The sequence below is a fragment of the Massilia sp. Root335 genome, assembly GCF_001425685.1.
GTDB classification, from domain to species: domain Bacteria; phylum Pseudomonadota; class Gammaproteobacteria; order Burkholderiales; family Burkholderiaceae_D; genus Telluria; species Telluria luteola.
The window spans coordinates 25,470-51,920 of record NZ_LMCY01000069.1 but is presented as its reverse complement, the minus strand read 5'-3'; the positions used below and the strand labels follow the sequence as shown (position 1 = coordinate 51,920).

The following is a 26,451-nucleotide window of genomic DNA, read 5'->3' as shown; positions in this document are numbered from 1 at the left end:
GAGACTACGATGAACCACGAACCACGCCGCATCCCCTTCACGCTCGCCCCGCTCGCGCTGGCCGCCCTGTGCGCGGCGGCACCGGCGCTGGCCCAGCAGACGCCCGAGGCGCGCGCCGCCGACCTCGTCGCGCGCATGACGCTGGAGGAAAAAGCCGCCCAGCTCGGCAACGACACGCCGGCGATCCCGCGCCTGAAGATCCCGCGCTACAACTGGTGGAACGAGGGCCTGCACGGCGTCGCGCGGGCCGGGTACGCGACCGTGTTCCCGCAGGCCGTCGGCATGGCGGCCACGTGGGACGAGACGCTGATGCACGACGTGGGCGACGTCATCGCAACGGAATTCCGCGCCAAGTACATGGCGACGCGATCCCCGGACGGCGGCACGGACTGGTATCGCGGTCTCACCGTGTGGTCGCCCAACATCAACATCTTCCGCGATCCGCGCTGGGGCCGTGGCCAGGAGACGTATGGCGAGGACCCGTACCTCACGTCGCGCATCGCCGTGAACTTCATCCGCGGCCTGCAGGGTGACGATCCTGCCTCGTTCAAGACGATCGCCACCGCCAAGCACTTCGCCGTGCACAGCGGACCGGAATCGAACCGCCACCGCGAAGACGTCCACCCGTCCCCGCACGACCTCGAAGACACGTACCTGCCCGCATTCCGCGCCACCGTCACGGAAGGCAAAGTGGCATCCGTCATGTGCGCCTACAACGCCGTCAACGGCGTCCCCGCGTGCGCCAGCGACGACCTGCTCGATGCGCGCCTGCGCCGCGCCTGGGGGTTCAGCGGCTTCGTCGTGTCGGACTGCGGCGCCGCCGCGAATATCTACCGCGCCGACAGCCTCCATTACACCAGGACGCCAGAACAGGCGGTGACCGCCGCGTTCACGGCCGGCATGGACCTGATCTGCGGCGACTACCGCAACAAGATGACGACCGAGGCCGGCCCCATCGCGAACGCCGTGCGCCACGGCGAGCTGAAGGAGGCCGTCATCGACCGCGCCCTCGTGCGCCTGTTCGCGGGGCGCATCCGCCTCGGCCTGCTCGACCCGAATCCGCCCAAGGCCTACGCGGGCATCCGGCCCGACGACAACGACACGCCGGCCCACCGCGCCGTCGCCCTCAAGACGGCGCAAGAGGCGATGGTGCTGCTGAAGAACGACGGCCTGCTGCCGCTCAAGAAGGCGCCGCGGACCATCGCCGTCATCGGCCCGAACGCGGACAGCGAGGATGCGCTGGTCGGCAATTACAACGGCCAGCCGTCCCACCCCGTGACCGTGCTCGCGGGCATCCGCGCCCGCTTCCCGGATGCGACGATCCTGTACGCGCCGGGCACGGGCCTCGTCGGCCCGGCCGAGCCGCCGGTGCCGGACGCCAGCCTGTGTGTCGATGCCGCGTGCCGCACGCCCGGCCTCGCCGCCGAACACTTCGCCGGTCCGGACCTGGCGGGCACCGCGCACGGCGCCACGGAAACCAATGCCCGCGCCGCGTGGCAGGACGGCGGCCGCAATGCGTCCACGCGCTGGACCGGCTACCTGAAGGCGCCGCGCACCGGCGACTACGGCCTGCGCTTCCTGAGCAATGCCGGCTACCGCATCTGGGTCGACGGCAAGCTCGTCGTGGATGCGTGGGACGTCGTGGACTCGCCGTCGATCGCGGCCGGCAAGGCGACGCTGCAGGCGGGACGCACGTATCCGGTCAGGATCGAGGCCGTGCAGCGCGGCGCGCGCGGCGACCAGAAACTCGTGTGGAGCACGCCGGTCGACGGCGGCAAGGAGGCCGTCGCCCTGGCCCGCCGCGCGGACCTGGTCGTGTACGTCGCGGGCCTGTCGGCCAACCTGGAGGGCGAGGAACTCAAGCTGCAGGTGCCCGGTTTCATGGGCGGCGACCGCACCAGCCTGGACCTGCCCGCGCCGCAGGAACGCCTGCTGGAACAGGTCGTCGCGGCCGGCAAGCCGACCGTGCTCGTGCTGATGAGCGGCAGCGCGCTGGCCGTCAACTGGGCCGACAAGCACGTGCCCGCGATTATCCAGGCCTGGTATCCGGGCGGCGAAGGCGGCCACGCCGTGGCCGGCCTGATCGCCGGCGACTACAGCCCGGCCGGGCGCCTGCCCGTCACGTTCTACCGCGGCGTGGACGACCTGCCCGCGTTCGGCGACTACCGCATGATTGGGCGCACCTACCGCTATTTCAAGGGCCAGGTGCTGTACCCGTTCGGCCACGGCCTGTCGTACACGACGTTCCGCTACGGTACGCCGGCGCTGTCGGCGCCGACCATCGCGGCCGGCGCGCCCGTCGACGTGGACGTCGAGGTGGCCAACACGGGCAAGCGTGACGGCGACGAGGTCGTCCAGCTGTACGTGGCCAAACCGGGCGACGCCGCCAATCCGACGCTCGCGGCGTTCCGCCGCGTGCACCTGAAGGCGGGCGAGCGCACCCGGGTCGCGCTGGTCCTCGATGCGCGCGCGCTGTCGCAGGTCGACGCGGCCGGCGCGCGCAAGGTGATGCCGGGTACGTACACGATCTACCTGGGCGGCGGCCAGCCGGGCCACGCGCAGACCGTCAAGGCGGCGCTCGCGGTGACGGGGGCGCCCTCCGCGTTGCCAAAATAAGTCCTGGCCCGATGTGCCCTATCCCGTCGTCCCCGCGCAGGCGGGGACCCAAGTTTTGCGGCCATCTCCGGCGAAATTGGGTTCCCGCCTGCGCGGGAACGACGTGCTAATAACGTGCCGACGACGCGCTGATGCCTCGCTGACGGCGGGATGACGATCTGACGAACGCCGCCGGAACATATGCAGTTCACCCCGCGAGCATGCAGTCCGGTCCGGTTTTCGTGCGGCCTGTCGCAAACCGGTATCGTGACGCCCGCCTCGCGCCTACGATGTACCCATCGAGAACATCCACGTACTCAGGAGAACATCATGATCGACAATAAAACCCGCCGCCTCGTCATCGCCGCCTGCGCCCTCGCCTGCATCGCCGTCGCGCCGCAGGCCGTCGCTGGCGACTGGAGCTGGGGCAAGAGCGAACAGGTGCAAGGCAGCGGCAAGATCCAGCACCAGGCGCGCGACGTCGCCCATTTCGACGGGGTCGCGATGTCCCTGCCCGGCAATGTCGAGATCAAGAGCGGCAGCGGCCGCGAAGGTCTCACCATCGACACGGACGACAACCTGCTGCCGCTGATCGAGACCGTCGTCGAGGACGGCACGCTGAAGATCCGGGCAAAACACAACGCGAACCTGCGCACCCGCAACCTGAAAATCGTCGTGCAGGCGCGCAGCGTCGACCGCCTCGTGCTGGGCGGCTCGGGCAATATCGATGCCGACGTCGTGCACGGCGGCCGCGTCAAGTTCGACGTGGGCGGCTCGGGCGCCATCAAGGTCGGCCGCGTCGAGGGCGATACCGTCAACGTCGCCCTCGGCGGGAGCGGCGACCTCAAGGTGGCCGGCGGCACGGCGCGCAGCACGTCGATCTCGATCGGCGGCTCCGGCACCGTCGACCTGGCCCATGTGCGCGCCGACAACGCCAGCGTCACCGTGGCGGGCTCCGGCAACGTGACCTTGTGGGTGAAGGAGAGCCTGGGCCTGACGGTGGCCGGCTCCGGGGACGTCAGTTACTACGGCGATCCGCACGTGACCCGGTCCGTGGTCGGATCGGGCAATGTGCGCCGGCTGGGCGCGGCGCCGCGCTGATCGTAGGGTGGGCGCAGGGTGCCCACCCTGCCGCTGCGGCTGAACGGCCGCACGGACCGCGCCGTCCACGCTACAGATCCCAACGCACCTCGGCCACCACGGTCCGCTGCGTGTACGGGTGAAACGCCCAGTACTTGCGGTCGTTGAGGTTGTCCACCCCGACCGCCGCGCTCCACTGGCGGTCGAAGCGATAGCGCAGCCGCGTATCGATCACGAGATAGTCCGACGTCCCCATGTACGCATTGCCGTTCGGGTCGCTGTTGTCCAGCGTCGAGTACTGGCGGCCGCTGTAGCGGGCGCCGAGGGTGGCCGTCCACTTGTCGTTCGCCTTCCACGTCGCCAGCATCGTCGCGCGCCAGCGCGGCACGCGCGGCTGCCACTTGCCCACGCTTGCCGGAAAGCCCGCGTTCTCCGTGATGATGGAGTCGGCAAACGTCAGGCTGGACGACAGCCCGAATCCCTGCACGCCGACATCGTCCGCCTGCGCCGCCACTTCGAGGCCGTCGGTGCGGATGCGGCCCACGTTCTGCACCGTGTTCACGGTCGTCCCGCCGCTCACCAGCAGCGGCTGCGAATACAGCGCGTCGCGCGTCGTCTCGCGGAACAGCGTCACGCGCAGCGAGCCTTTGTCGCCGAGCGTCTCGGCCGACAGCTCGCTCGTCCACGACTTTTCCGCCTTCAGGTGCGGATTGCCGTTGACGATCGCATTGTCGACGATAGTCCCTTGAAACAGCTCGGCCGCCGTCGGATCGCGTACCGCGCGGCCCGTCGATGCCTTCAATGTCCAGTCCGGGCTCGCGCGCCACGCCAGCGCGGCCTTGGGCGACCATGCCGTCTCGCTGCGGTCCGGGAACGGCAGCGGCGCCGCCAGCACGGCGTTCGACAGCTCGCCGCCATACGCGCGCCACCGCTCGAAGCGCGCACCCAGCGTGGCGCGCCAGGCGTCGGCGATGCGCCAGCTGTCCTGCGCGTACAGGCTTTCCAGCCAGGTGTTCCCGTTGAAGATGGAGACCTGCCGGCCGTCGCCCGCGTGCAGCCAGTCCGTGCCGCTGCCGAACACGCGGGTGCGCAGCCGGGCGTGATCGGACTGCAGCCCGAATTCGACCGTGTGGCCGGACAGCGCGCCGGCATCCGGCCGCCAGATGCCTTTCAATGCCAGCATGTTCCAGCCGCTGCCGTGCATGTCCGTGACCTGGCCGGCGCCGTTCGTGTCCGCATCCGGCACCGGCACCGTCGGCGTGCGCACGAGATCGCGCGCATAGTCGTAGACGCTGGCGGCGATCTCCCAGTCGAACGTGGCGCGGCTGTGCTTCTTGAGCGACAGCCCGTGCAGCGCATGCTCCAGCGTGCCGCGGCTGGGCGCGAAGTCGGACGCCTTGATGTCGTACGCGCGGCCGTCGATGTTCACGCGGGGCGCCGTGACGACGGGGTTGCCGGCCGCGTCGCGCAGGTACGATTCGGCCGTGCGCGCGGCATCGTTGCGCCACCAGCCGAACGTGTAGCTGGCGCGCAGCGTCGGCGTGATGTCCCAGGCGAGCTTGAATTTCGCGTGGTCCTGCACCGTGCGCGTCCGGCTCGTCGCGCCGAGCAGCCACCAGTCCTTGTCCGACGGATTGCGGCCCGCGACGGCGCCCGTCACCGGGATGCCGCCGCCGTTCGGGATGCCGCTGGACAGCAGCCTGTTGGCGAACGCGATCGGCTGCGCGTCGCTGTCCATGCGCGACACGTCGATCCACCACGACCACGCGCCGCTGCGGTCGCCCAGCGCCGCGCTGCCCTGCCAGCCGTCGTAGCGGTCGTCCGTGCGGTACAGTTTGAAACCCTGCGAGTAGCCGGACAGCTTGACGTGGGCTTCGCGCTTCGTCGGCATGCGGGTCTGGAAGTCGACGACGGCGCCGACCGAGTTGCCCGGATACGCGGCCGCGAACGGGCCGTAGAGCACGTCGACGCGTTCGATCTCGTCGGGCGTGACGAGGCCCCAGCGCGGCGTGTACGAGGCGCCGTTGCCGAGCAGGTTCGAGAGCAGGATGCCGTCCGCGTACACGAGCGAGCGCGCGCTGTTGCCCGTGCCGGACGCGCGGCTCGCGAGCACGGCGTGGTCGTAGTCGCCCGTGTAGCGCTTGCGCACGTTCAGGCTGGGCAGGTATTTCAGCGCGTCCTCGCTGTCGAACGCGTTGATCCGCTCCTCGACCTGGGCACCGGTGATGCCTTCGATCGTCGTCGGGATCTGCGCGGGCAGCGACGTCGGGCGGCCGCCCGACACGATCACGGTGTTCAGGTGCGTGTCGTCGGCGTGGGCATGCGCGGACGCGCCGAGGCACGCCCATGCGGCGAGCGCAAGGCGATGATGTCGATGTCGCATGCGTGCCTCAATGATGGTGCATCGGCATGCTCATACCGGCAGGCGTCACCTCCAGCACGGGCGCGGGCGTCTTCGATGCGGCATCGTCGGCCCAGTCCACGCGGCCCTTCTCGCACTGCTGGCCGACCTTGAACACGTAGCGGCCCGGCGCGTCCGGCAGCCTGGCCTGCAGCGTGAATTCATCGTAGTACGCGTCCGGCAGCGGGCCGCCGCGCCAGGTGATCTCGCGCACGGCGCTCGTGATCGTCTTCCCGTGCATGCGCAGCGGCGCCGCGAGCTTGCCGTCGACGAGGTTGATGGTCCAGCCCGGCTTGGGCATGGGCTTCGCCGTCACGCCGTCGGGCAACGACACCGTGATGCCGGTGGTGGCGCTGCCGTCGCAGCCGTGGCCGACCTTGAAGACGAGCGTCTGGTAGGCGCCCGCCGGCGCGCTGGCCGGCGCGACGGTGATATGGGCGTGCGCCAGCGGCGCCGCGAACAAGGCGGCGATCCAATATGCTTTCATCGTGTGCTCCCGTCAGTGCGCGGCGGTGTAGGTAAGCGGTTTGACCGGCACCTGCACGGTGACGTTCTCGCGCTTTTTATCGGCCCCGACGAAGGTCAGGGTCAGCGGCACCTGCTCGCCGTCCTTGAGCTGGCGCTTCAGGTCGAACAGCATGACATGGTAGCCGCCGGATGCCAGGTTGACGGTCTGGCCGGCCGGCAGGTCGATGCCGTCGACCTTTTGCATGCGCATGGTCTGGCCTTCCATGCCCATCTGGTGGACTTCGGCGCGGCCCGCGACGGGGGTCTGGACGCCGACGAGGCGCGTGGCCGTGGCGGAACGCAGCTGCATGAAGGCGCCGGCCGTCTTCTGGGCCGGCACGGTGGCGCGGATCCACGGATCGCCGACGGTCACCTGGGCGAACGCGGCGGACGTAAACAGGCTGGCCGCGGCCAGCACGAGGAATTTGCTATACATGACTTTACCTGACTAAAAGTGAATGGCGGCGCACAGGCACCGGGACAAAGGTCAGGCAAAGGATGGCGGACCGCGCGGGACGGCCGCCAGCCAGACGGCCAGCGGACGGGGCGCGTGATGGAACAGGAAAGGACGGGGCGCCGTGCCGTGCACGAGCGCCAGCGGCGGATGCGCGGGCGGCGGCATGCCGTGGCTGCCCGCGTGGGCGAGGCAATAGCCGCAGTCGCCCAGCAGGCCCATGCCGCGATGTTCGTCCTGCATGAGCAGCGCGGCCGCGGCCGCGAACGGCGCGCCGCCATCGACGCTGCAGACGTCGATCGGGATCGCCGGCCGGCGCGCGGCCAGCGCATGCGAGACCGTAGGCGCGAGCGCGTTCAGCAGCACTGCGAACAGTGCCAGCCAGATGAAGCGCATGCGTTTTATCGAACGAATCGGCATGATCCGATTATAGCCGCGTATGCACGCCATGGCGCACACGCGGCCCCGGACAAATTGTCCGATCAGCGCTCGGCCATGAGGATCTCGCGCTCGACCTGCACGGTCTGCTGCCCGTCCGTCAGCCACACCTGGCCGTCCTGGATCGTGCATTGCAGCTGCATCGAGCGCTGCGCCATCTGCTCGAGCTGGGCGCTGGTTTCCGCCGGAATGTTAATGATGGAAATTTTCTTCGTACGTTCGAGCTTGCTGGCCAGGCCCTTGAACCAGATGTTGCTGGTGGCGCTGTAGCAGTACACGACCACGTGTTCGGCGCGGCCGGCCGCCTTCATGAGGCGGCGTTCGTCGGGCTGGCCGACCTCGATCCAGAGATCGATCGCGCCCGTCAGGTCCTTGAGCCACAGTGCGGGCTCCTCGACGTCGAACAGGTCCTTGCCGTAGGTAAGCTGAGGGTCGGCGTGCAGGGCGAAGGCTAGCAGGCGGATCATCACCCGCTCGTCGGTTTCGGAAGGATGCCGCGCGATGGTGAGCGCGTGCTCCTGGTAGTAGTTGCGGTCCATGTCCGCAATGCTCAGGTCTGCCTTGTAAATCGTTGCTTTCAGGGCCATTGAAGCCAGTCTTTCAATCTAAAGTGGTCAGCTGAACACGACGGTCTTGTCGCCGTTCAGCAGGATGCGGTGTTCCACGAACCACTTGACCGCGCGGGCCAGCACGACGCTCTCGACGTCGCGGCCGATCGCCGTCAGCTGATCCACGCTCATGGCGTGGTCGACGCGCTCGACGTCCTGCTCGATGATCGGGCCTTCGTCCAGGTCGCCCGTGACGAAGTGGGCCGTCGCGCCGATCAGCTTGACGCCGCGCTTGTGCGCCTGCGCATACGGACGCGCGCCCTTGAAGCTGGGCAGGAACGAATGGTGGATATTGATCGCCCTGCCCTTCAAGGCTTCGCACAGTCCCGGCGACAGGATCTGCATGTAGCGCGCCAGCACGACCAGGTCGATGCGGTGGGTGTCGAGCAGGTCGATGATGCGCGCCTCCTGGGCGAGCTTGGCCGATTCGCCGGCACCCGCCTCGAGCGGCAAGTGGTGGAAGGGGATATTGTAACTGGCCGCGAGCTGGTAGAAGTCCATGTGGTTCGACACGATGGCCGGAATCTCCACCGGCAGCAGGCCGCTGCGGTAGCGGAACAGCAGGTCGTTGAGGCAATGGCCGATCTTGGACACCATGATCAGCACGCGCGGTTTGCGCCTCGCGTCCTGCAGCGCGCCCTCGGCACCCAGGTCGGCGCACAGCGAGCCGAAGCCGGCGCGCAGCAGTTCGTCGGACATCGCGTCGTCTTCCAGCGCGAAGTGGACGCGCATGAAGAACAGTTTCGATTCCGGATCGCCGAACTGGGCCGAGTCGATGATGTTGCAGCCGTGTTCGGCCAAAAAACCGGACACGCGCAGCACGATGCCGCGGTGATCCAGGCAGGACAAGGTCAGGATATATTCTGGATACATTGCTAAATACTTCAGAATGGTTGAGGTTGACTGATCCGGCACATTGTCGCATGGATTGCCAATCCGCCATTTCCCCAAACCGGGGTCAGAGCCCGATTTAAAGACATTGCCAAAAACCGGGCTCTGACCCCGGTTGGCAAAAGGAGACGCACATGACCCCAATGAACCGGCAATTCCGCCTCGCCGCGCGCCCCGTCGGCCTGCCGAAGGCCAGCGACTGGCAATTGACCGAGGAACCGCTCGCTCCGCTGCAGGACGGCGAGGTGCGCGTGCGCGTGCTGTACCTGTCGCTCGATCCGGCCATGCGCGGCTGGATGAACGAGGGTAAATCGTATATCCGGCCGGTCGCCATCGGCGAGGTGATGCGCGCGGGCGGCGTCGGCGTCGTCGAGGCGTCCAGCTCGCCGCACGTCGCCGTAGGCGACCACCTGGCCGGCACCTTCGGCGTGCAGCAGTACTGGACGGGCCCCGTCGACGCCAAGGCGGCCGCGGCCATGAAGATCGATCCCGCGCTCGCCCCGCTGCCGGCCTGGCTGAACGTATTGGGCATGCCCGGCATGACGGCCTACTTCGGCCTCACCGACATCGGCCAGCCGAAAGCCGGGGAGACGGTCGTCGTCTCGGCGGCCGCGGGCGCCGTCGGCGCGACGGTGGGCCAGGTGGCGAAGCAGCTCGGGTGCCGCGTGGTCGGCATCGCCGGCGGACCCGATAAATGCCGCTACGTCGTCGACGAGCTGGGCTTCGACGCCTGCATCGACTACAAGGCGGGTCCCGTCGCGGCTGGCCTCAAGGAACATTGTCCGCAGGGTGTGGACGTCTATTTCGACAACGTGGGCGGCGACATCCTCGACGCCGTCCTGGCGCGCATCAACCTCAAGGCCCGCATCGTGATCTGCGGCGCCATCTCGCAGTACAACAACACGACGCCCGTACGCGGGCCGGCCAACTACCTGGCGCTGCTCGTGAACCGGGCCCGCATGGAAGGCATGGTGGTCTTCGACTATGCGCCGCGCTATCCGGAAGGCGTGCAGCGCCTCGGCGCCTGGCTGCGCGACGGCGCGATCAAGAGCCGCGAACACGTGGTCGAAGGGCTCGACCAGTTCCCCGCCGCGTTGACGATGCTGTTCGAAGGGAAGAACTTCGGAAAACTGGTGCTCAAGATCGCCGACGACATCCACTGAAACCAGCCGCACGCCGCCGGAACCATTTCATTTCCCGCCTCTCTAAACTCACGAGCGCATCCATTGACGCTCGCTTTGATTGTTCAGGCACAAGGAGATCGATATGGCGACAAGCAAGGATGGCGGCAACAAGGGCGCTGCCGACTCCGGCGGCAGCGAGCAGAAAAGCCAGCCGGCCAAGCGCGGTTTCGCTGCGATGGACCAGAACCAGCAGCGGCAAATCGCCAGCAAGGGTGGCCAGGCCGCCCACCAGAAGGGCACGGCGCACGAATTCGATTCGGAGGAAGCGCGCCGCGCGGGCCAGAAAGGCGGGGAAGTGGTCAGCCGCAACCGCGCCCACATGGCCGATATCGGACGCAAGGGCGGGGAAAGCCGGCAGTCGGCCAACCGCGCCGCGGCGGCCGCGAAAGCGGGCAACCGCCAGGGCGGCAAGGAGCAATGACGTTCGGGATCGGTCTGCGCCCTGGACCGGTCCTCTTCACGAAGCGCGCAAGCGCCGACCGCGCCGCCGTGCCGGGCGTGGTCGCCCGTTGCATCACCGTCATCCGCTGACGTCGAGACATGGACGTGCTACAGTGCCGCCCTTATGTCTTCTCCCTCCCGCCTGAAATACCTGAGCGCCTATCCCGCGCACGTGCTGTCCCAGGTCGAGCGCCTGATCGCCGACGACCGCCTGGCCGATCACCTGCGCCAGCGCTACCCCGACGCGCACGACGTCCGCACGGACAAGGCCTTGTACGGCTACGTGCAGGATTTGAAAGATGAATACCTGCGCAACGCGGCGCCCGTCGCGAAGGTCGCCTACGACAGCAAGATCGGCATCGTCCAGCAGGCACTGGGCCTGCACACGGCAATCTCGCGCGTGCAGGGCGGGCGCCTCAAGGCCAAGCACGAGATCCGCATCGGCACCGTGTTCCGCGACGCGCCGCCCGCGTTCCTGCGCATGATCGCCGTGCACGAACTGGCCCACCTCAAGGAAAAGGACCACGACAAAGCGTTCTACAAACTGTGCTGCTGGATGGAGCCGGATTACCACCAGTACGAGTTCGACCTGCGGCTCTACCTCACCCAGCTGGACCTGGGCGGCGCGCGCTTGTGGGAGTGACCCGGCCCGCCACGGCGGGATATCACTCCCGGTATCGGCGTTGTCATTTATTTCATCGGACAGCAACGAAATATTGCCTATCGGACATCATATAATCCTGGCGCACACAAGGAGAATCCATGCGCCGATATGCCGTGAATGTCGTTACCGTGGTGTCGCTCGTCCTGGCACCGTTGTCCCCCACGCTCGCGGCACCCGCCGCGCAGGCGGAAGAGCAGGCGCTCGCGGCGCGGATCGACGCGCTGATCGCTCCGTATTTCCCGGCCACCGGCCCCGGGGTCGCCGTGATCGTCACGAAGGACGGCAAGACCGTGTTCCGCAAGGGCTATGGCCGCGCGGACGTGGCGTCCGGCACGGCGCTGCGGGCGGATGCCCCGGCGCGGATCGGCTCGATGACGAAGCAGTTCACGGCCGTCGCCATCCTGATGCTGGCGGATGAAGGCAAGCTGGCCCTGTCGGACGACATCACGCGCTTCCTGCCCGACTATCCCACGCACGGCGCGAAGATCACGATCGAACATCTGCTGACGCACACGTCCGGCATCCCCAGCTACACGGGCAAGCGCGGGTTCCGCGACGTGATGCGCACCGACGTCACCGTCGCGCAAGGCATCGCCTTCTTCAAGGACGACGCGCTGGAATTCGTCCCCGGCAGCCGGTTCAGCTACGACAATTCCGGCTATTTCCTGCTGGGCGCGATCATCGAGAAGGCGTCGGGCCTGCCGTATGCCCGCTTTCTCGAGGAACGCATCTTCAAGCCCCTCGGCATGACGCACACCGGCTACGAGGACGCGCGCTTCCAGCCCGTCACCGGCTACGACGGCCGGGCGCAACCGGCAGGCCCGATCAGCATGACGTGGCCGTACGCGGCCGGCGCGCTCGTGTCGACCGTGGACGACCTCGCGCGCTGGCAGGCGGCACTCGCCGATGGCAAGCTGCTGCGGCCGGACACGCTGCGCCGGGCCTGGAGCGCCCACACGCTCAACGACGGCACGCCCAATCCGTACGGCTATGGATGGTTCGTGGGCCGGCTGCACGGCGTCGACGAAGTCTTCCACGGCGGGAATATCCCGGGTTTCACGTCCGACGCCGTCTGGCTGCCGAAGGAGCATGTCTATGTCGCCATGCTGGCCAACCGCGACGCCGACGGCATCCACGTGCCGCTTGCCAAGCTGACCCACGGGATCGCAATGGACGTGGCCGGCAAGCCGCTGCCGGTGCCGTCCGCGACGGCGCCCGATGCGGCGACACTGGACGGCTATGTGGGCGTCTACCCGATCGACGACAAGCGGGCCCACACGGTCCGCCACGAGAACGGCGGGCTGACGATCCAGGGCACGGGCATGCCGCGCGCGCCGCTGCGCGGGTACCGGAAGGACGGCTTCCTGATCGGTGACAGCTTAATCACTGTACAGTTCCAGCGCGACACAAAAGGTGTCGTCACGGACCTGACGATCGACGATGAACTGAACCGCACGACGCACCACCGCAGCAGCACGACGGTGCCCGAACTGCGGGCCGTGCAGGTGGCGCCCGCCGTCCTGGACCAGTACCTGGGCCGTTACCCGCTCGCGCCCGGACTCGTGATCGAGGTCACGCGCGAAGGCGGCACCTTGCGCGCCACGCCGGTGGGACAGCCGGCGATGAAGCTGACGGCGCTGGCGCAGGACACGTTCGTGGACGCGGAACACGACATCCGGCTCCACTTCGACAAGCAGGCCGACGGCACGGTCGGCATGACGCTGGAACAGGGGCCGCACAAGCTGAGCGCGCCACGGCAGTTATAAAGCGCGGCGGCGCGGCAGCCAATGGCCGGATCTGACGCAATCCCTCGTTGCCGTAGCGCAACAAGATTTTGAACAAGGGCGGCCGACGGGCAAAAGCTGTCGACTTTCCTTTGAGCAAGGATTACAGTCGAGTTCCGCACCCTGGCGCTCCCAGCCGGCCCATCCGTCGACTCAAATGCAGCAACAACGCCTCGTTCAGTTCCTGTTACTTTCCCTGTTCGGCCTCGCCTGCCTTGGCACCGCCCGCGCGCAGGACGAGCCGGTGCGCACCCCGGACTGGCGCATCTCCGGCTTCGGCACGCTGGGCGTCGCGCATGCCAGCGAACACGATGCGGACTACACGTCGTCCGTCTTCAAGGCCAGCGGCACCGGTCTCACGCGCCGCTGGAGCACCGACGTCGACACCCGCCTCGGCATCCAGCTCGACGCCACGCTCGCGCGGCACTGGTCGGCCGTGCTGCAGGTCGTGAGCGAACAGGGGCTGGACAACACCTACCGGCCGCGCATCGAATGGGCCAACATCAAGTACCAGGTGACGCCCGAACTGGCCCTGCGCGCCGGCCGCATCGCACTGCCCGTGTTCCTGACGGCGGACTACCGCAAGGTCGGCTACGCGTATCCGTGGGTGCGGCCGCCGGTCGAAGGCTACAACGTCCTGCCCGTCACCAGCAGCGACGGCGTCGACGCCACCCTGCGCTGGGACCTCGGCCCCGTGCGCAACGCGTCCCAGGTCTTCTACGGCCACAGCGCCGTGGCGCTGATCGCGCCCCTGCACGTGTACGGGCGCGGCGGCGTCGGCATCTCGAACACGAGCGACTGGGGCGCGTTGAGCGTGCGCGCCAACATGGTCAGCGCCGAGATCTCGAGCGACATCGCCGTCGACCTGTTCGACGCCTTCAATGCGTTCGGCCCGGCCGGCCGGGCCCTGACCCGGCGTTATGCGATGGACCACAAGCGCATGATGCTCGCCAATATCGGCGTGAACTACGACCCGGGCAGCTGGTTCGTGATGGCCGAGGCGGGCCGCACGGTCAGCCATTCCTTCCTCGGCGCGACGCGCAACGCCTATGTCAGCGCCGGCTGGCGCTGGAAGTCGCTGACGCCGTACGCGACGTGGGCGCGCGTGCGGGCCGTCGGGCCGACGCTGGACGCGGGCCTGCCGACGGCCGCCCTGCCCCCGGCGCTGGCGCCGACGGCGGCCATGCTGAACGCCGGGCTGAATGCCCTGCTGATCCGGATCCCGCAGCAGACGTCCGTGGCGGCCGGCCTGCGCTGGGACCTGCATACGAACATGGCGCTCAAGGTGCAGCTCGACCGCGTCACGCCGCACGACGACTCCGTCGGCACCTTCATCAACCCGACGCCGCGCTTCCGTTCCGGGCGCACCACCCACGTGGCCAGCGTCGCCCTGGACTTCGTGTACTAGCATGGCGGCCCACAAGTATTCCCGCTTCCTGGGATCGGCCCTGCTGCTCGCCTGCCTTGCCGATGCTCGCGCCGGCGCGGCCGACCTCGTCGTGATCGTCTCCGCGCGCAACCCCGTCGCCACGCTGCGCGCCGACCAGGTGGCCGCGATCTTCCTCGGCCAGTCGGTGCGCTTCCCCGACGGCGCCGAGGCCGTGCCGTACGACCTGCGCCTCGGCGCGCCGATCCGCGACGAATTCTATGCGCGCGTGACGAGCAAGACGCCGGCCCTGCTGAAGGCGCACTGGTCGAAGATGGTGTTCACGGGCCGCGGCCAGCCGCCCGCCGAACTGCCGGACAGCGCGGCCGTGCGGCGCAAGGTCGCGGACGATCCGGGCGCCATCGGCTATATCGAACGGGGCGCGCTCGACGGCAGCGTGCACGCCGTCCTCGTGGTGCAATGATGAAGCCCTCGTCCGCTTCACCTGGCCGGCGCCGGCGTCCCCGCTGGCTCGCGCGCGCCCTCGAGACGCATATCGCGCTGCCGCTGTTCGCGCTGCTGCCGCTGGTGGCCATCTGGGCCGCGACGTTCCATTTCATCGAGACCGAACGTCTCGCGGCCGTCGCCGCCGCGCACGATTCCGCGCGCGAGCAGCTCGACACGTACGAGGCGCAGGTCGCGCGCAACCTGAATGCGATCGACCAGACGCTGAAGGTCGTCAAGTATGCGGTCGAACTGAACGGCCCGCGTGGCGCCCTGCCGGCGCTGCGCGCCCAGGGCCTGCTGCCGCCCGGCCTCGTGTTCGAGGTCAGCATCGCGGACCGCGACGGCCGCATCGTCGACAGCAATCCACCGATGCCGGCGCAGGACGTGTCGCGCGCCCCCTATTTCACCATCCACGCGAACGACGATGCCAGCGCGGTCTTCGTCAGCCAGACCGCCGGCGATCCGGTCCGCCGGGAACCGCACCTGCATTTCACGCGCCGCATCGACGACGCCGAGGGCAGCTTCGCCGGCGTGGCCATCGTCGAAGTCGATCCCGCCTATTTCACCAGCTCGTACGAGCGCTCGCGTGCCGGGGAACTCGGCCTGCTGGCGCTCGTGGGCAGCGACGGCGTGGCGCGCGCCGTGCGCATCGGCGACGACGTCTCGTGGGGCCAGCCGATCGCGCTCGACGGCATCGGGGAGGAAGCCGTGGCGCCGCAACCGACGCCGCCCGACGGCGTGGAGCGCTACGCCGGCGCGCGCCGCCTGGCCGGGTTCCCGCTCACGGTCGTCGTCGGCCTGGCCGCGCGCGAACAGATGGCGCAGTACGAGCAGCACTACGGCACCTACCTGGTGGGCGCGACGGCCGCGAGCTCGCTGCTGGTGGCCGTCGTGGCGATGATCAGCGCCTGGTCGTGGCAGGTGGCCAAGGCGCGCCGGCGCGAGCGCCAGGCCCAGCAAACCTATGCGGCGGCGTCGGAGGCCAGTCCGGACGCCTTCTTCGTGCTGCGCAGCGTGACCGGCATGGACGGCGGCATCGTCGATTTCCTGGTCGAGGGCTCCAACAGCCGCGCCGAACTGTTCACGGGCATCGCCAACGAGGCCCTGCGCGGCCAGCTGCTGGGCGACGTGCTGCCCTACTACCGCACCAACGGCATGTACGACCATCTCGTCCAGGTGGTCGCCGAACAGCGCGTCATCGAGGCCGAATGGCAGGCCAGCGCCGGCCCGGCCGCCGGCCGCTGGCTGCAGCGCCAGATCGTGCCCGTCGAAGGCGGCGCCGTCGCGATGGTGCGCGACATCACGGAGCGCAAGCTGGCCGAGGACCGCATCCGCCACATGGCCCACCACGACGAGCTGACGGGGCTCCCGAACCGCAGCCTGATCCGCGACCGCCTCGACCAGGCCGTGCGCAACGCCCAGCGCAACGGCGGCCACCTGGCCCTCGCCTTCGTCGACCTGGACGGCTTCAAGCTCGTCAACGATGGCCTGGGCCACAATGCCGGCGACGAATTGCTGAAGGTCGTCGGCTGCCGCATGCAGGCCTGCCTGCGCCGCACGGACACCCTCGGCCGCCTGGGTGGCGACGAATTCGTGATCCTGCTGCCGGACGCCGGCGAGAGCCCGCTGGCGTTGACGCCCGTGCTGGAAAAGATCCGCCAAGCCGTGACGGAGCCGGTGCAGATCGGCGACCAGTCCGTGCGCGTCAGCTGCAGCATGGGCGTCGTCGTCTACCCGCGCGACGGCGACGACCCGAAGACCCTCATGATGAACGCCGACGCCGCGATGTACCGCGCGAAGGACCTGGGCAGCAACAACTTCCAGTTCTACACGCGCGAGATGAACGCCAGCGTCGAGGAAAAGCTCGTGCTGCTGGAAGGCCTGCGCGGGGCGCTGGACGCCACGCTGGCGGATGACGCGCCGGACAAGCCGGGCGCCGACGCGCCGGCGGTCGAGTCCCCGGCGGGACGTTTTTACCTGCTGTACCAGCCGAAAGTGGACCTGCGCACGGGCCGCGTGTTCGGCGTGGAGGCGCTGATCCGCTGGCGCCATCCGGAGCACGGCACGGTGCCGCCGATGCGCTTCATCGGGCTCGCGGAGGAATCGGGGCTGATCGTCGGCCTGGGCGAATGGGTCGTGCGCACGGCCTGCCGCCAGGCCCAGTTGTGGCGCGCGGCCGGGCTCGACGCGCTCACGGTCTCGGTGAACGTGTCGGCCCGCCAGTTCGAGGAAAAGCGCCTCGTCGAGCGCGTCGCCGGCGCGCTGCGCGACAGCGGCCTGCCGCCCTCCTCGCTCGACCTGGAAGTGACGGAAAGCCTGCTGATGCGCGACCTGAACCAGGCCGTGGAGCGCATGCGCGAACTGAAGGAAATGGGCGTGACGCTGTCGATCGACGATTTCGGCACCGGCTATTCGAGCCTGTCCGCATTGAAATCGTTCCCGATCTCGACGCTCAAGATCGACAAGTCGTTCGTGCGCGACCTGGCCTCCAGCTCGGACGACCAGGCCATTGCGCTGGCCGTGATCTCGCTGGGCCACCGCCTGCACCTGCGCGTGATCGCCGAGGGCGTGGAGACGGTCGAGCAGCGCGACTTCCTGCTCGCGAACGATTGCGACGAGATGCAGGGCTATCTGTTCAGCCCACCGGTGGCGGCCGAGCGCATCACGGAGATGCTGCAGGCGCAGGCCCAGCAACGGCGCCTGGGGAATGCCGAAGCCGTCGCAGGATAAGGAGCTCGGCTACCGGGCGCCGGGCGCGGCCAGCCGCAAACGCCGGATCAGCGCATCGGGATCGGCGTCGAGCGTCATGAGTTCGGCGTGCGCGGGACGCACGAAGCCCGTCTCGACGAGGTGGCCGACGAAGGACGCCAGTCCGTCGTAGAAGCCGTCCACGTTGAGCAGGCCGATCGGCTTGGCGTGGATCCCCAGTTGGGCCCAGGTGACCATCTCGAACAGTTCTTCCAGCGTGCCCATCCCGCCGGGCATGGCGATGAAGCCTTCGGCCAGGTCGGACATCATCGCTTTCCGTTCGTGCATGTCCTTCACGACGAACAGGCGCGTGAGGCCGGCGTGGCCAACCTCGCGCTCGACGAGGTGCTTCGGGATCACGCCGGTCGCGTCGCCGCCGAGGCGCAGCACTTCGTCCGCGATCACGCCCATCAGGCCCACCTTGCCGCCGCCGTAGACGAGGCCGATGTTGTGCTCGACGAGCGCGCGCGCCAGGCCGCGCGCGGCGTCGGCATACACGGGATCGGCGCCCAGCGAGGCGCCGCAGTAGACGGCAATGGATTTCATGGAGTCCTCAGGGTTCCGGCGGCAGCTTGGCGAGAAAATCGTCGGACAGGCGCTGGAACAGCGTGAGCGTGTCGCCGCGCAGGTAGGGGCCGAGCATCGACAGCACCTGGTAGCAGCCGCGCGCCAGCGCGTCGGCGATGGCCTGCTGCTCGCTGTACTTGCGCGGATTGCGCACGTATTCGTACGACAGCCAGTACGTGGCGACGACGACCATGTTCGTGGCCATCGCGCCGATCTGGGCGTCGCCCGCCTCGAGCGAGCCTTCGCTGCGCAAGTCTTCGCACAACTGGCGCGCGACCTTGATCTTGTGGGCGAGGATCGCCTTGAAGTGCAGTTCGAGCTTGCGGTTGCGCGACAGGAGGTCGTTCAGGTCGCGATAGAAGAACCGGTATTTCCAGATCAGCTCGAACATGAGGTGCAGGTACAGCCACACGTCTTCCATGTTCGAGCGGCGGCCGGCCGGTACGGTCAGCATGCGCTCGATCTCCGCCTCGAACTGGACGAAGATCGAATTCACGATGTCGTCCTTGTTGCGGAAGTGGTAATACAGGTTCCCCGGCGAGATGTTCATCTCGTCGGCGATCACGGTCGTCGTGATGTTCGGTTCGCCGAATTCATTGAACAGCCGCAGCGACAGCTCGAGGATGCGTTCGCGGGTTCGGCGCGGGGCTTTTTGTTGCATGGAAACAAATGTGGGTGGACTCACCCGCAAGGATATCATCGACCGGACGGCGCGGCCACAGCCGCCGTCCTTCACGCCTCCGCGGGACGCAGTTCGCGCAGTATGCGCAACACCTCGGCCAGCACGCGCGGGTTGCTGCCCAGCGCCACGTGGCCAACGCCGCCGAACGCCACGTTGCGCGCGCCCGCCAGCACGCTCGACTCCCGCGGGGCGACGATGTTGTCGTGGTGCGTGTACAGCGACACGATGCGCGCGCGCACGTCCCCGGTCTCGCCAGCGGCCAGCGCGCGCAGCCACGGGCTGTCGCGGCGCATCTGGGCGGCGTTCGCACCAAGGCCGAAGCGCGCCAGCGCCGTGCCGTGGTGCGGCGTGCCGAGCGTGATCAGTGCCGCCACGCGCGCGCTGCCGCCGGTTTCATACCGTCGCATCCACGCGCGCGCGGCCAGCCCGCCCATGCTGTGCGCGACGATGGCGACGCGCGCGGCGCCGGTCGCGGCGCACAGTTCGCGCACGCGCGCCTCGATCAGCGGCGCGTAATCGTCGATGCTGCCCACGACCGGTTCGAGGTCGATGCCCGCGTGGCTGATGCCCTCGCGGTCCAGCAGCGGCGCCAGGTGCGCCCAGTAGCCGCTGTTGCAGCCGTAGCCGTGCACGAGCAGCACGGGCGGGTAGGCGCCGTGCGGGTGGATCGTCATGCGCGCACGGCCGCGCGGCACGTGCCAGGACGTCACCAGCATGCTGGCGCAAAATTCCTCGGCCAGCAGGCGCAGGCGCGCACCGGGCCCGAGCCGGTGCTCGGGCGGCGTGACGCTCGCCGCCCACCCCGCCATGACGAAGTTGTTCATGTTGATGACGAGGCGCACCAGCGCCACGGCCCCGACGCCGGCCGCCAGCGCACCCCACGCCGGCACGCCGCGGCGCAGCAGCACCCACGCGACCAGCAGCGCGGCGGCGGCCTGCACGAGCAGCACGACGCGCAGCAGCGTGCGGGCGCTGGCCGGCTTCATGGCTTCATCGCGTCACGCCTGCGCCTGCGGGCGCGCGGCCGGGCGTCCCGTCAGCGCTTGCGCGAGATCGCTGGCCAGGCGCGCGGTGATGCCGTAGATCGACAGTTGCGGATTGGCGCCGATCGAGGTCGGGAACAGCGAGCCGTCGTGCACGGAGACGTTCGCGAGGCCCCGGTAGCGGCCGTCCGGTCCCGTCACGCCGGCGTGGTCCGCGCCCGCCATCGCGCAGCCGCCCATCACGTGGGCCGACACGACGCGCGTCAGGTGCCGTTCGAACGGCAGCGCGGCGATGCCGGCCTTCGCGTCGTTCCAGCTGGCGTAGCGCGGCGCCCGTTCGTGCGCCACCTGCACGCCGCTGGCGCCGGCCGCGAACTGGATCTCGGCCATCGTCAGCAGCGCGCGCCGGGCGCCGTCCCAGATTGGATCGTTCAGCGGGTAATCGAGCACCGCGGCGCCGTCGCCGTGCAGGCCGACGCTGCCGCCCTGCGACTCGGGATGGAAGCCGTCGCGCAGCAGCGCCAGCATGCCCTGCAGGTACGGGAACTGGCGCATCATCCCGGCGTGCTCGCGGCCGAAGCCCTGCATCGTCGTGGCCAGCAGCACCGGGTGCAGCGGCGGCGCCTCCAGCTTGAAGCCGAGCGGGCCGTCGATGGCCTGCGTGTGCATGAAGTGGTCCGAATAGACGGTCTGCGGCGCGCCGGCATAGCCGTCCACGCGCTGCGGGAACAGCGCGGCCGAGACGAGCGTCGGATGCAGGAACGTGCGCTTGCCCAGCTGTCCGCTGGGGTCCGGCGCGTTCGAGCGCAGCAGCAGCGCCGGCGTGTTGATGGCGCCGCCGGCCAGCACGTAATGGCGGGCACGCACGCGCAACGTCCGTCCCGTGGCGTGCAGCCCGGCCGCGTCCAGCAGCGTGCATTCGAGGCCGTCGACCTTGTCGCCCTTGACGACGAGCCGCTGGGCGCGGGCGCGGGTGACGAGCGTGGCGCCGTGGTCCAGCGCGGACGGGATCGTCGTCACGAGCATCGACTGCTTCGCATTCGTCGGACAGCCCATGCCGCAGTAGCCCAGGTTCCAGCAGCCGTTGACGTTGCGGCGGATGAGACCCGTCGCGATGCCGAGTTTCGCGGCGCCGCGCCGCAGCAGCTCGTTGTTCTCGTTCGGCGCGCCGGGCCAGTCGGCCACGTGCAGCCGCGCCTCCATCAGCGCGAACCACGGCGCCAGCGCGGCCTCGTCGTACGTCGCGAGGCCGAACTGCCGCTGCCAGAACGCGAGCGTCGACGGCGGCGTGCGGAAGCTCGACGTCCAGTTCACCGTCGTCGAGCCGCCGACGGTACGGCCCTGCAGGATGTTGACGCCCTTGTCGCGCGTCTTGCGCGCGGCCGATTCCTGGTACAGGGTCGGGTAGGCGTCGGCCTCGCGCATCCTGAAGTCGCGCGACGACTTGAGCGCGCCCTCTTCCACGACGATGACGGCGAGGCCCGACAGCGCGAGGATCTCCGCCGTCACGCCGCCGCCGGCACCGCTGCCGACGATGACCACGTCGGCGGACAGGTCGCGGTCGCGCTCTTCGCGCGCGCCGTCGATCACCTTCCAGCCGCGCGCGAGGCCGGCGTGGATCGGATCCGGAATCACGGATTCGGCGCTCATGCCAGCTCCTTCAGCGGTCCGGGATAGCCGATGGCATCCCAGTGCGCGGGATCGCTGTACCAGCCGCCGAGCACGAGGTCGTGCAGGGCCGCGTACGCCGTGCGCAGCAGGGCGAGGCGATGCACGCGCCAGTCCTGCAGGAAGGCGGCGACGTCGACCTCCCGCGCCTCGGCCCAGCCGTGCGGGATGCCCGTCAGCAGGCGCCGCGCCGGCGCCAGCGCGAGCAGGCCGAACAAATCCTGCACTTCCTGCTGGGCGGCGAGCGGCAGGCCGAGGATGGTCTGGTGCACGCGTTCGGTCGTCGCGGCGATGGCGCGGGCCTTGTCGGCAGGCGCATCCGGCAAGGCGCCGGCCAGGATCGCGGGGACGATCGCGTCGAGCGCCGCGCGCGCCTCGCCGTCGAGCACGAACCCGCGCGGCGGCGCCGGATGGGTGACGCGATACCAGCCGCCGCCCGCGGCCAGCAATGCGGCCGACAGCAGGCCGGCCTTCAGGAAGGTCCTACGGGTTGTCTCCATGCCTACCCTTTTATCAGTATTTGTAAAAGTGTAAGCGAAACGACGCGCCCCGCGACGGGATGAAACTAGAGCGCGGCGTCTAAGGCTCGCCGACCAAAGCCGCCGCACAATTGCCCAAAACCGGGCTCTGACCCCGAATTGTCGACCCCGAATTGTCGACCCCGAATTGTCGACTCGCGGATTAATCGTGGCCGGCTTCGGCGTCGTTGGCCGGTGCGGCTTTCAGCATCTGGCGGGCGATGCCGCGCAGGATGTTGACTTCTTCCGTCTCCAGCTGGGCGCGCGCGAACAGGCGTTTCAGGCGCGGCATCAGCTTTTTCGGATTGGTGGCGTTCAGGAAGCCGATCGCCACCAGCGCTTCTTCGAGGTGCGCATACATGCCCTCGACCTGGGCCACGCTCGCGGCCTCGCCCTGGAAGCCGACGCCTTCCTGCGTGCGGTTTTCGCCCTGGGCGGCCAGCCGGCATTCATAGGCCAGCACCTGCGCGGCCTGCGACAGGTTCAGCGACGAATAGTCCGGATTGGCCGGGATGTTGATCAGCACATTGCACTGCTCGACGATCTGGTTCGGCAGGCCGAAGCGCTCGTTGCCGAGGATCAGGACCGGACGCAGGTCCGCCGTGCCGGCCGCGTGCGCGGAAAATGCGCGCGGGCTCCACACGGGCGGCGAGAACTCGCGCAGCCGGGCCGACACGGCGGCCGCGAAATTGCAGCCGTCGAGGGCGTCGGCGATGCTGTCCACGATGCGCGCGCCTTCCAGCACGTCGATCGCGCCGCTGGCGAAGGCGACGCTTTCCGGGTCGTGCAGCGGGTCGGCGCAGCGCGGCGACACGAGCACGAGGTCGGAAAAGCCCATCGTTTTCATGGCGCGCGCCACCGAGCCGACGTTACCGGCGCGACTCGTCTCCACCAGCACGAAGCGCAGACGTTTGAAAAGAGAAGAGACAGTTTCGGTCGGGTTCATTTAAAATAACGCCATCGCGCGGTGACGAGCGTTGAAATGCGGACAAGAAGTTCGCGATTTTAACGGCTTCGGCACCGCTTTGCTCTTTAATTATTTCTCGTTCAGATCGTTCACGGCGCCCGCGCGCGGTGGGCGTCAGCATTTTTTACGGATAGCTTATGCACCCCATGCTCAATACGGCCATCAAGGCCGCCCGCCGCGCCGCGACCGTCATCAACCGCGCATCCTTCGACCTCGACCGCATCACCGTCAGCGAAAAGAGCCACAACAACTTCGTCACCGACGTCGACCAGGCTTCGGAACAGGCGATCGTCGAAACGCTGCTGAAAGCCTACCCCGACCACGCCATCCTCGGCGAGGAATCGGGCGCCACCGCGAACCTGAACGACGAGAGCGAATACGTCTGGATCATCGATCCGATCGACGGCACCACCAACTTCCTGCACGGCTATCCCAACTACTGCATCTCCATCGCGCTGCAACAGCGCGGCGTGATCACGCAGGCCGTCATCTACGACCCGGTCCGCAACGACCTGTTCACCGCCACCAAGGGCGCCGGCGCCTACCTGAACGACAAGCGCATCCGCGTGCGCAATCCGGACCGCATCAACAAGGCGCTGATCGGCTCCGGCCACGGCGCGGAGCCGCGCGACCTCGCCGAATACCTGCGTATGTACGAAGTGGTCGCCCCGCGCTGCCACGGCCTGCGCTCGAGCGGCTCGGCCGCGCTGGAACTGGCCAACGTGGCCGCCGGCCGCGTCGACGGCTACTTCGAAAAGCACCTCAAGATCTGGGACATCGCCGCCGGCTCGCTGCTCGTGACCGAGGCGGGCGGCATCGTCGGCGAATTCAGCGGCGAATCCGAATACCTGAACAAGGGCGACATCATCGCCGCCGGCCCGAAGGTCTTCGCCGGCATGGTCGCGCTGCTGAAACCGTTCGCCTGAGCGGCCACCCGCCGTTTCGCGTAAAATACGTCTCGTGTAAGTCCGGGGAATGCCGCGGGCCTTGCTGGCCGCGCGGCCTTCCCGCGGCAGGCGGGCATCGTCGGCGCCTGCAACCATGCCTCCGGCACCCACGAGGTGTCGCGCTCCCGCTTCCACCGGCCCTGTCCCAAATCGGCACAGGCCGCGCTAAAATTTCCATAGCGAAACATTTTTTAACTATAATGTCGCGTGATCGTTGACGTTGCGTCTGCGTTCACGTCTTGGCGTGCCGGCACCAGTACCGGCCGCCCTGTTGTGTAATCCGATCGGCTGGACTGGCGTTTCCGCTGCAAAAAGGCGTGGAAACGACGGGCCGATCCCTACCAGATAACTATGTCATTCAATTCTCTCGGTCTGTCCGACGCCATCGTGCGCGCCGTCACTGAAGCTGGCTATACCGCCCCGACCCCGATCCAGGCCAAGGCGATTCCCGCCGTGCTGGGCGGCGGCGACCTGCTGGCCGGCGCCCAGACCGGCACCGGCAAGACGGCCGGCTTCACGCTGCCCGTGCTGCACCGCCTGTCGACCGACAAGGCCGGCACGCAACTGACGAACAAATCTTCCAAGCGCCCGATCCGCGCCCTCGTGCTGGCCCCGACCCGCGAACTCGCGGCCCAGGTCGAGGAAAACGTCCGCACCTACGCCAGGCACACCAACCTGAACTCGGCCGTGATCTTCGGCGGCGTCGGCATCCACCCGCAGATCAAGATGCTGGCCAATGGCGTCGACATCCTCGTTGCCACGCCGGGCCGCCTGCTCGACCACGTGGGCCAGGGCACGATCAAGCTCGACAAGATCGAAATCCTGATCCTGGACGAAGCCGACCGCATGCTGGACATGGGCTTCATCCACGACATCCGCAAAGTGCTGGCCGTGCTGCCGCCGAAGCGCCAGAACCTGCTGTTCTCGGCCACGTTCTCGGACGAGATCAAGGGCCTGGCCGACCGCCTGCTGGACAACCCGGCCATGATCGAAGTGGCGCCGCGCAACTCGACCGTCGAAGTCATCGCCCAGAAGATCCACCCGGTCGACCGCGACAAGAAGCACCCGATGCTGGCGCACCTGATCAAGACGCACGGCTGGAAACAGGTGCTCGTGTTCACCCGCACCAAGCACGGCGCGAACAAGCTCGTCGAACAGCTCGGCAAGGACGGCATCGGCGCGATGGCGATCCACGGCAACAAGAGCCAGTCGGCGCGCACCAAGGCGCTGGCCGAGTTCAAGGACGGCAGCCTGACGGCGCTCGTCGCCACCGACATCGCGGCGCGCGGCATCGACATCGACCAGCTGCCGCACGTGGTCAACTACGACCTGCCGAACGTGCCGGAAGACTACGTGCACCGCATCGGCCGCACGGGCCGCGCCGGCGCCACGGGCGAGGCCGTGTCGCTCGTCTGTGTGGACGAGCACCAGATGCTCAAGGACATCGAAAAGCTGATCAAGCAGACCCTGCCGCGCCAGGTGATCGCGGGCTTTGAGCCGGACCCGACCGCGAAGCCGCAGCCGATCCAGCTGCGCAGCGGCGCGCCGGGCCATCCGGGCCGCGGCCGTCCGGGCGGCAACCGCGGCGCCGGCAACGGCGCAGGCGCTGCCGGCGGTGCCAAGCCGCGCACGCAGGCTGCGCCGGCCGCGGGCCAGCGCAATGCCGGCAACGGCGGCGGCAACAACGGCGCGCGCGCCGGCCAGCCGGGCAACCGCAGCGGCGGTGGTGGCGGCGGCAATGGCGGCGGCCGTGGCCGCGGCCCGCGTCCGGCGGCGCCCCGCTCCGGCGGCGACCGCTGACGCGCGGGCGCCGGTACGCCGGCGTCCGCCCGCACTTCGAAGGCCGGGACCTTGTTCCCGGCTTTTTTGTGGCTGGCCGGGATATTTGCGAACTCAAGTACTTGCAAACCATTAAAAGCACGCCTATACTTGACGAATCAAGTAATAGTCCAGTACCCGGAGCCCCCAATGACCTCGACCACCACCCCGACCGACATCCCTGACACCCCCGACAACCTCACCACCGAATTCTGCCTGCGCCTCTCGCGCGCCTGGGCGACGCTCGTGCGCCGCCTCGACAGCGCCCTGGGCGGCCACCACGGCATCAGCTTCGCCGACTACCAGCTGCTGCTGCACCTGCAGCGCGCGCCGGGCGGACGCCTGCGCCGCGTCGACCTGGCCGACAAGCTGGGCCTGACGGCCTCCGGCGTCACGCGTTCCCTGCTGCCGCTGGAAAAGATCGGCCTCGTCACGCGCCAGAGCGACCCGCGCGACGCCCGCGTCGGCTACGCGCTGATCACGCCGACGGGCGGCGAGCTGGTGACGAACGCGACGACCGTCGTCGACAATATCAGCCGCGCCATGCTCGGCGGCCCGGCGCGCGCACAACTCCAGGCGACGTCGGACCTGCTCGCCCAGATCGCCGGCATCGGCCGCTGATGTCCTGAGCCG

General features: G+C 68.7%; 24 protein-coding genes. 12 read left to right on the top strand and 12 right to left on the bottom strand.

The genetic code is table 11. The features are described 5' to 3' along the window. Nucleotides 1-9: 9 nt before the first annotated feature. Both ASC93_RS28680 and ASC93_RS28675 read left to right on the top strand, forming a co-directional pair. Entirely contained in the window at nt 10-2,616 is a 2,607-nt protein-coding gene (locus tag ASC93_RS28680) for a glycoside hydrolase family 3 protein (RefSeq protein ID WP_056450866.1), read from the top strand. A 309-nt stretch (nt 2,617-2,925) separates the two neighbouring features. Next, nucleotides 2,926-3,696 (top strand): head GIN domain-containing protein, encoded by a 771-nt coding sequence (locus tag ASC93_RS28675; RefSeq protein ID WP_056450863.1) that lies wholly within the window; start codon nt 2,926-2,928, stop codon nt 3,694-3,696. Nucleotides 3,697-3,766: 70 nt separating this feature from the next. Here the strand turns inward: ASC93_RS28675 and ASC93_RS28670 are convergent, their stop codons facing one another. The 6 genes from ASC93_RS28670 to purU all read right to left on the bottom strand — a co-directional run bounded on the left by ASC93_RS28670 (nt 3,767) and on the right by purU (nt 8,956). Next, nucleotides 3,767-6,058: a TonB-dependent receptor gene (locus ASC93_RS28670; protein WP_056450860.1), complete on the bottom strand. Its 2,292-nt coding sequence runs from the start codon at nt 6,056-6,058 to the stop codon at nt 3,767-3,769. Between the two features lie 7 nt (nt 6,059-6,065). After that, nucleotides 6,066-6,563, bottom strand: coding sequence for a YcnI family protein (locus tag ASC93_RS28665; protein WP_056450857.1), 498 nt, complete (start codon nt 6,561-6,563; stop codon nt 6,066-6,068). Between the two features lie 12 nt (nt 6,564-6,575). After that, complete coding sequence (locus ASC93_RS28660) at nt 6,576-7,019, bottom strand: copper chaperone PCu(A)C (protein ID WP_056450854.1); 444 nt, start codon at nt 7,017-7,019, stop codon at nt 6,576-6,578. A 51-nt stretch (nt 7,020-7,070) separates the two neighbouring features. Then, complete coding sequence (locus ASC93_RS28655) at nt 7,071-7,433, bottom strand: DUF2946 domain-containing protein (protein WP_056450850.1); 363 nt, start codon at nt 7,431-7,433, stop codon at nt 7,071-7,073. 86 nt (nt 7,434-7,519) lie between these two features. Beyond that, nucleotides 7,520-8,062: a YaeQ family protein gene (locus ASC93_RS28650; RefSeq protein ID WP_056450847.1), complete on the bottom strand. Its 543-nt coding sequence runs from the start codon at nt 8,060-8,062 to the stop codon at nt 7,520-7,522. 27 nt (nt 8,063-8,089) lie between these two features. Further along, nucleotides 8,090-8,956, bottom strand: coding sequence for a formyltetrahydrofolate deformylase (gene purU, locus ASC93_RS28645; protein ID WP_056450844.1), 867 nt, complete (start codon nt 8,954-8,956; stop codon nt 8,090-8,092). Between the two features lie 152 nt (nt 8,957-9,108). On the opposite strand from purU, the gene ASC93_RS28640 reads away from it, so the two are divergent. The 7 genes from ASC93_RS28640 to ASC93_RS28610 all read left to right on the top strand — a co-directional run bounded on the left by ASC93_RS28640 (nt 9,109) and on the right by ASC93_RS28610 (nt 17,650). Then, on the top strand, nt 9,109-10,137 hold the full coding sequence (locus ASC93_RS28640; protein ID WP_056450834.1) for an NADP-dependent oxidoreductase: 1,029 nt from the start codon (nt 9,109-9,111) through the stop codon (nt 10,135-10,137). Nucleotides 10,138-10,240: 103 nt separating this feature from the next. After that, the gene (locus ASC93_RS28635; protein ID WP_056450831.1) at nt 10,241-10,579 is read left to right on the top strand and encodes a KGG domain-containing protein; all 339 of its coding nucleotides are present in this window, start codon (nt 10,241-10,243) and stop codon (nt 10,577-10,579) included. 144 nt (nt 10,580-10,723) lie between these two features. Then, the gene (locus ASC93_RS28630) at nt 10,724-11,242 is read left to right on the top strand and encodes a M48 family metallopeptidase (protein ID WP_056450829.1); all 519 of its coding nucleotides are present in this window, start codon (nt 10,724-10,726) and stop codon (nt 11,240-11,242) included. 119 nt (nt 11,243-11,361) lie between these two features. Beyond that, nucleotides 11,362-13,029 (top strand): serine hydrolase, encoded by a 1,668-nt coding sequence (locus ASC93_RS28625; RefSeq protein ID WP_056450820.1) that lies wholly within the window; start codon nt 11,362-11,364, stop codon nt 13,027-13,029. 175 nt (nt 13,030-13,204) lie between these two features. After that, entirely contained in the window at nt 13,205-14,455 is a 1,251-nt protein-coding gene (locus tag ASC93_RS28620; RefSeq protein WP_056450817.1) for a hypothetical protein, read from the top strand. Between the two features lies 1 nt (nt 14,456). Next, nucleotides 14,457-14,897: a hypothetical protein gene (locus tag ASC93_RS28615; RefSeq protein WP_056450815.1), complete on the top strand. Its 441-nt coding sequence runs from the start codon at nt 14,457-14,459 to the stop codon at nt 14,895-14,897. Beyond that, entirely contained in the window at nt 14,894-17,650 is a 2,757-nt protein-coding gene (locus tag ASC93_RS28610) for an EAL domain-containing protein (protein ID WP_056450814.1), read from the top strand. Before ASC93_RS28615 ends, ASC93_RS28610 begins: the two co-directional genes overlap by 4 nt. A 9-nt stretch (nt 17,651-17,659) precedes the next feature. Here ASC93_RS28610 and ASC93_RS28605 read toward each other — a convergent pair whose 3' ends face one another. The 6 genes from ASC93_RS28605 to ASC93_RS28580 all read right to left on the bottom strand — a co-directional run bounded on the left by ASC93_RS28605 (nt 17,660) and on the right by ASC93_RS28580 (nt 23,032). After that, nucleotides 17,660-18,214 (bottom strand): TIGR00730 family Rossman fold protein, encoded by a 555-nt coding sequence (locus ASC93_RS28605; RefSeq protein WP_056450812.1) that lies wholly within the window; start codon nt 18,212-18,214, stop codon nt 17,660-17,662. 7 nt (nt 18,215-18,221) lie between these two features. After that, nucleotides 18,222-18,896: a TetR/AcrR family transcriptional regulator gene (locus ASC93_RS28600; RefSeq protein ID WP_056450810.1), complete on the bottom strand. Its 675-nt coding sequence runs from the start codon at nt 18,894-18,896 to the stop codon at nt 18,222-18,224. Nucleotides 18,897-18,967: 71 nt separating this feature from the next. After that, a complete protein-coding gene (locus ASC93_RS28595; RefSeq protein ID WP_056450806.1) occupies nt 18,968-19,903 on the bottom strand; it encodes a triacylglycerol lipase in 936 nt (311 codons plus the stop codon). A 12-nt stretch (nt 19,904-19,915) separates the two neighbouring features. Beyond that, a complete protein-coding gene (locus tag ASC93_RS28590) occupies nt 19,916-21,550 on the bottom strand; it encodes a GMC family oxidoreductase (RefSeq protein ID WP_056450802.1) in 1,635 nt (544 codons plus the stop codon). Beyond that, complete coding sequence (locus ASC93_RS28585) at nt 21,547-22,068, bottom strand: twin-arginine translocation signal domain-containing protein (protein ID WP_056450794.1); 522 nt, start codon at nt 22,066-22,068, stop codon at nt 21,547-21,549. The genes ASC93_RS28590 and ASC93_RS28585 overlap by 4 nt, the downstream gene beginning before the upstream one ends. Before the next feature lie 181 nt (nt 22,069-22,249). Further along, nucleotides 22,250-23,032: an RNA methyltransferase gene (locus ASC93_RS28580; RefSeq protein WP_056450792.1), complete on the bottom strand. Its 783-nt coding sequence runs from the start codon at nt 23,030-23,032 to the stop codon at nt 22,250-22,252. 167 nt (nt 23,033-23,199) lie between these two features. On the opposite strand from ASC93_RS28580, the gene ASC93_RS28575 reads away from it, so the two are divergent. From ASC93_RS28575 to ASC93_RS28565, 3 genes are all read left to right on the top strand, one after another. Further along, entirely contained in the window at nt 23,200-23,979 is a 780-nt protein-coding gene (locus tag ASC93_RS28575) for an inositol monophosphatase family protein (protein WP_056450987.1), read from the top strand. A 372-nt stretch (nt 23,980-24,351) separates the two neighbouring features. Continuing rightward, a complete protein-coding gene (locus tag ASC93_RS28570) occupies nt 24,352-25,800 on the top strand; it encodes a DEAD/DEAH box helicase (RefSeq protein ID WP_056450789.1) in 1,449 nt (482 codons plus the stop codon). 168 nt (nt 25,801-25,968) lie between these two features. Next, the gene (locus ASC93_RS28565) at nt 25,969-26,439 is read left to right on the top strand and encodes a MarR family winged helix-turn-helix transcriptional regulator (RefSeq protein WP_082548413.1); all 471 of its coding nucleotides are present in this window, start codon (nt 25,969-25,971) and stop codon (nt 26,437-26,439) included. Nucleotides 26,440-26,451 lie beyond the last annotated feature (12 nt).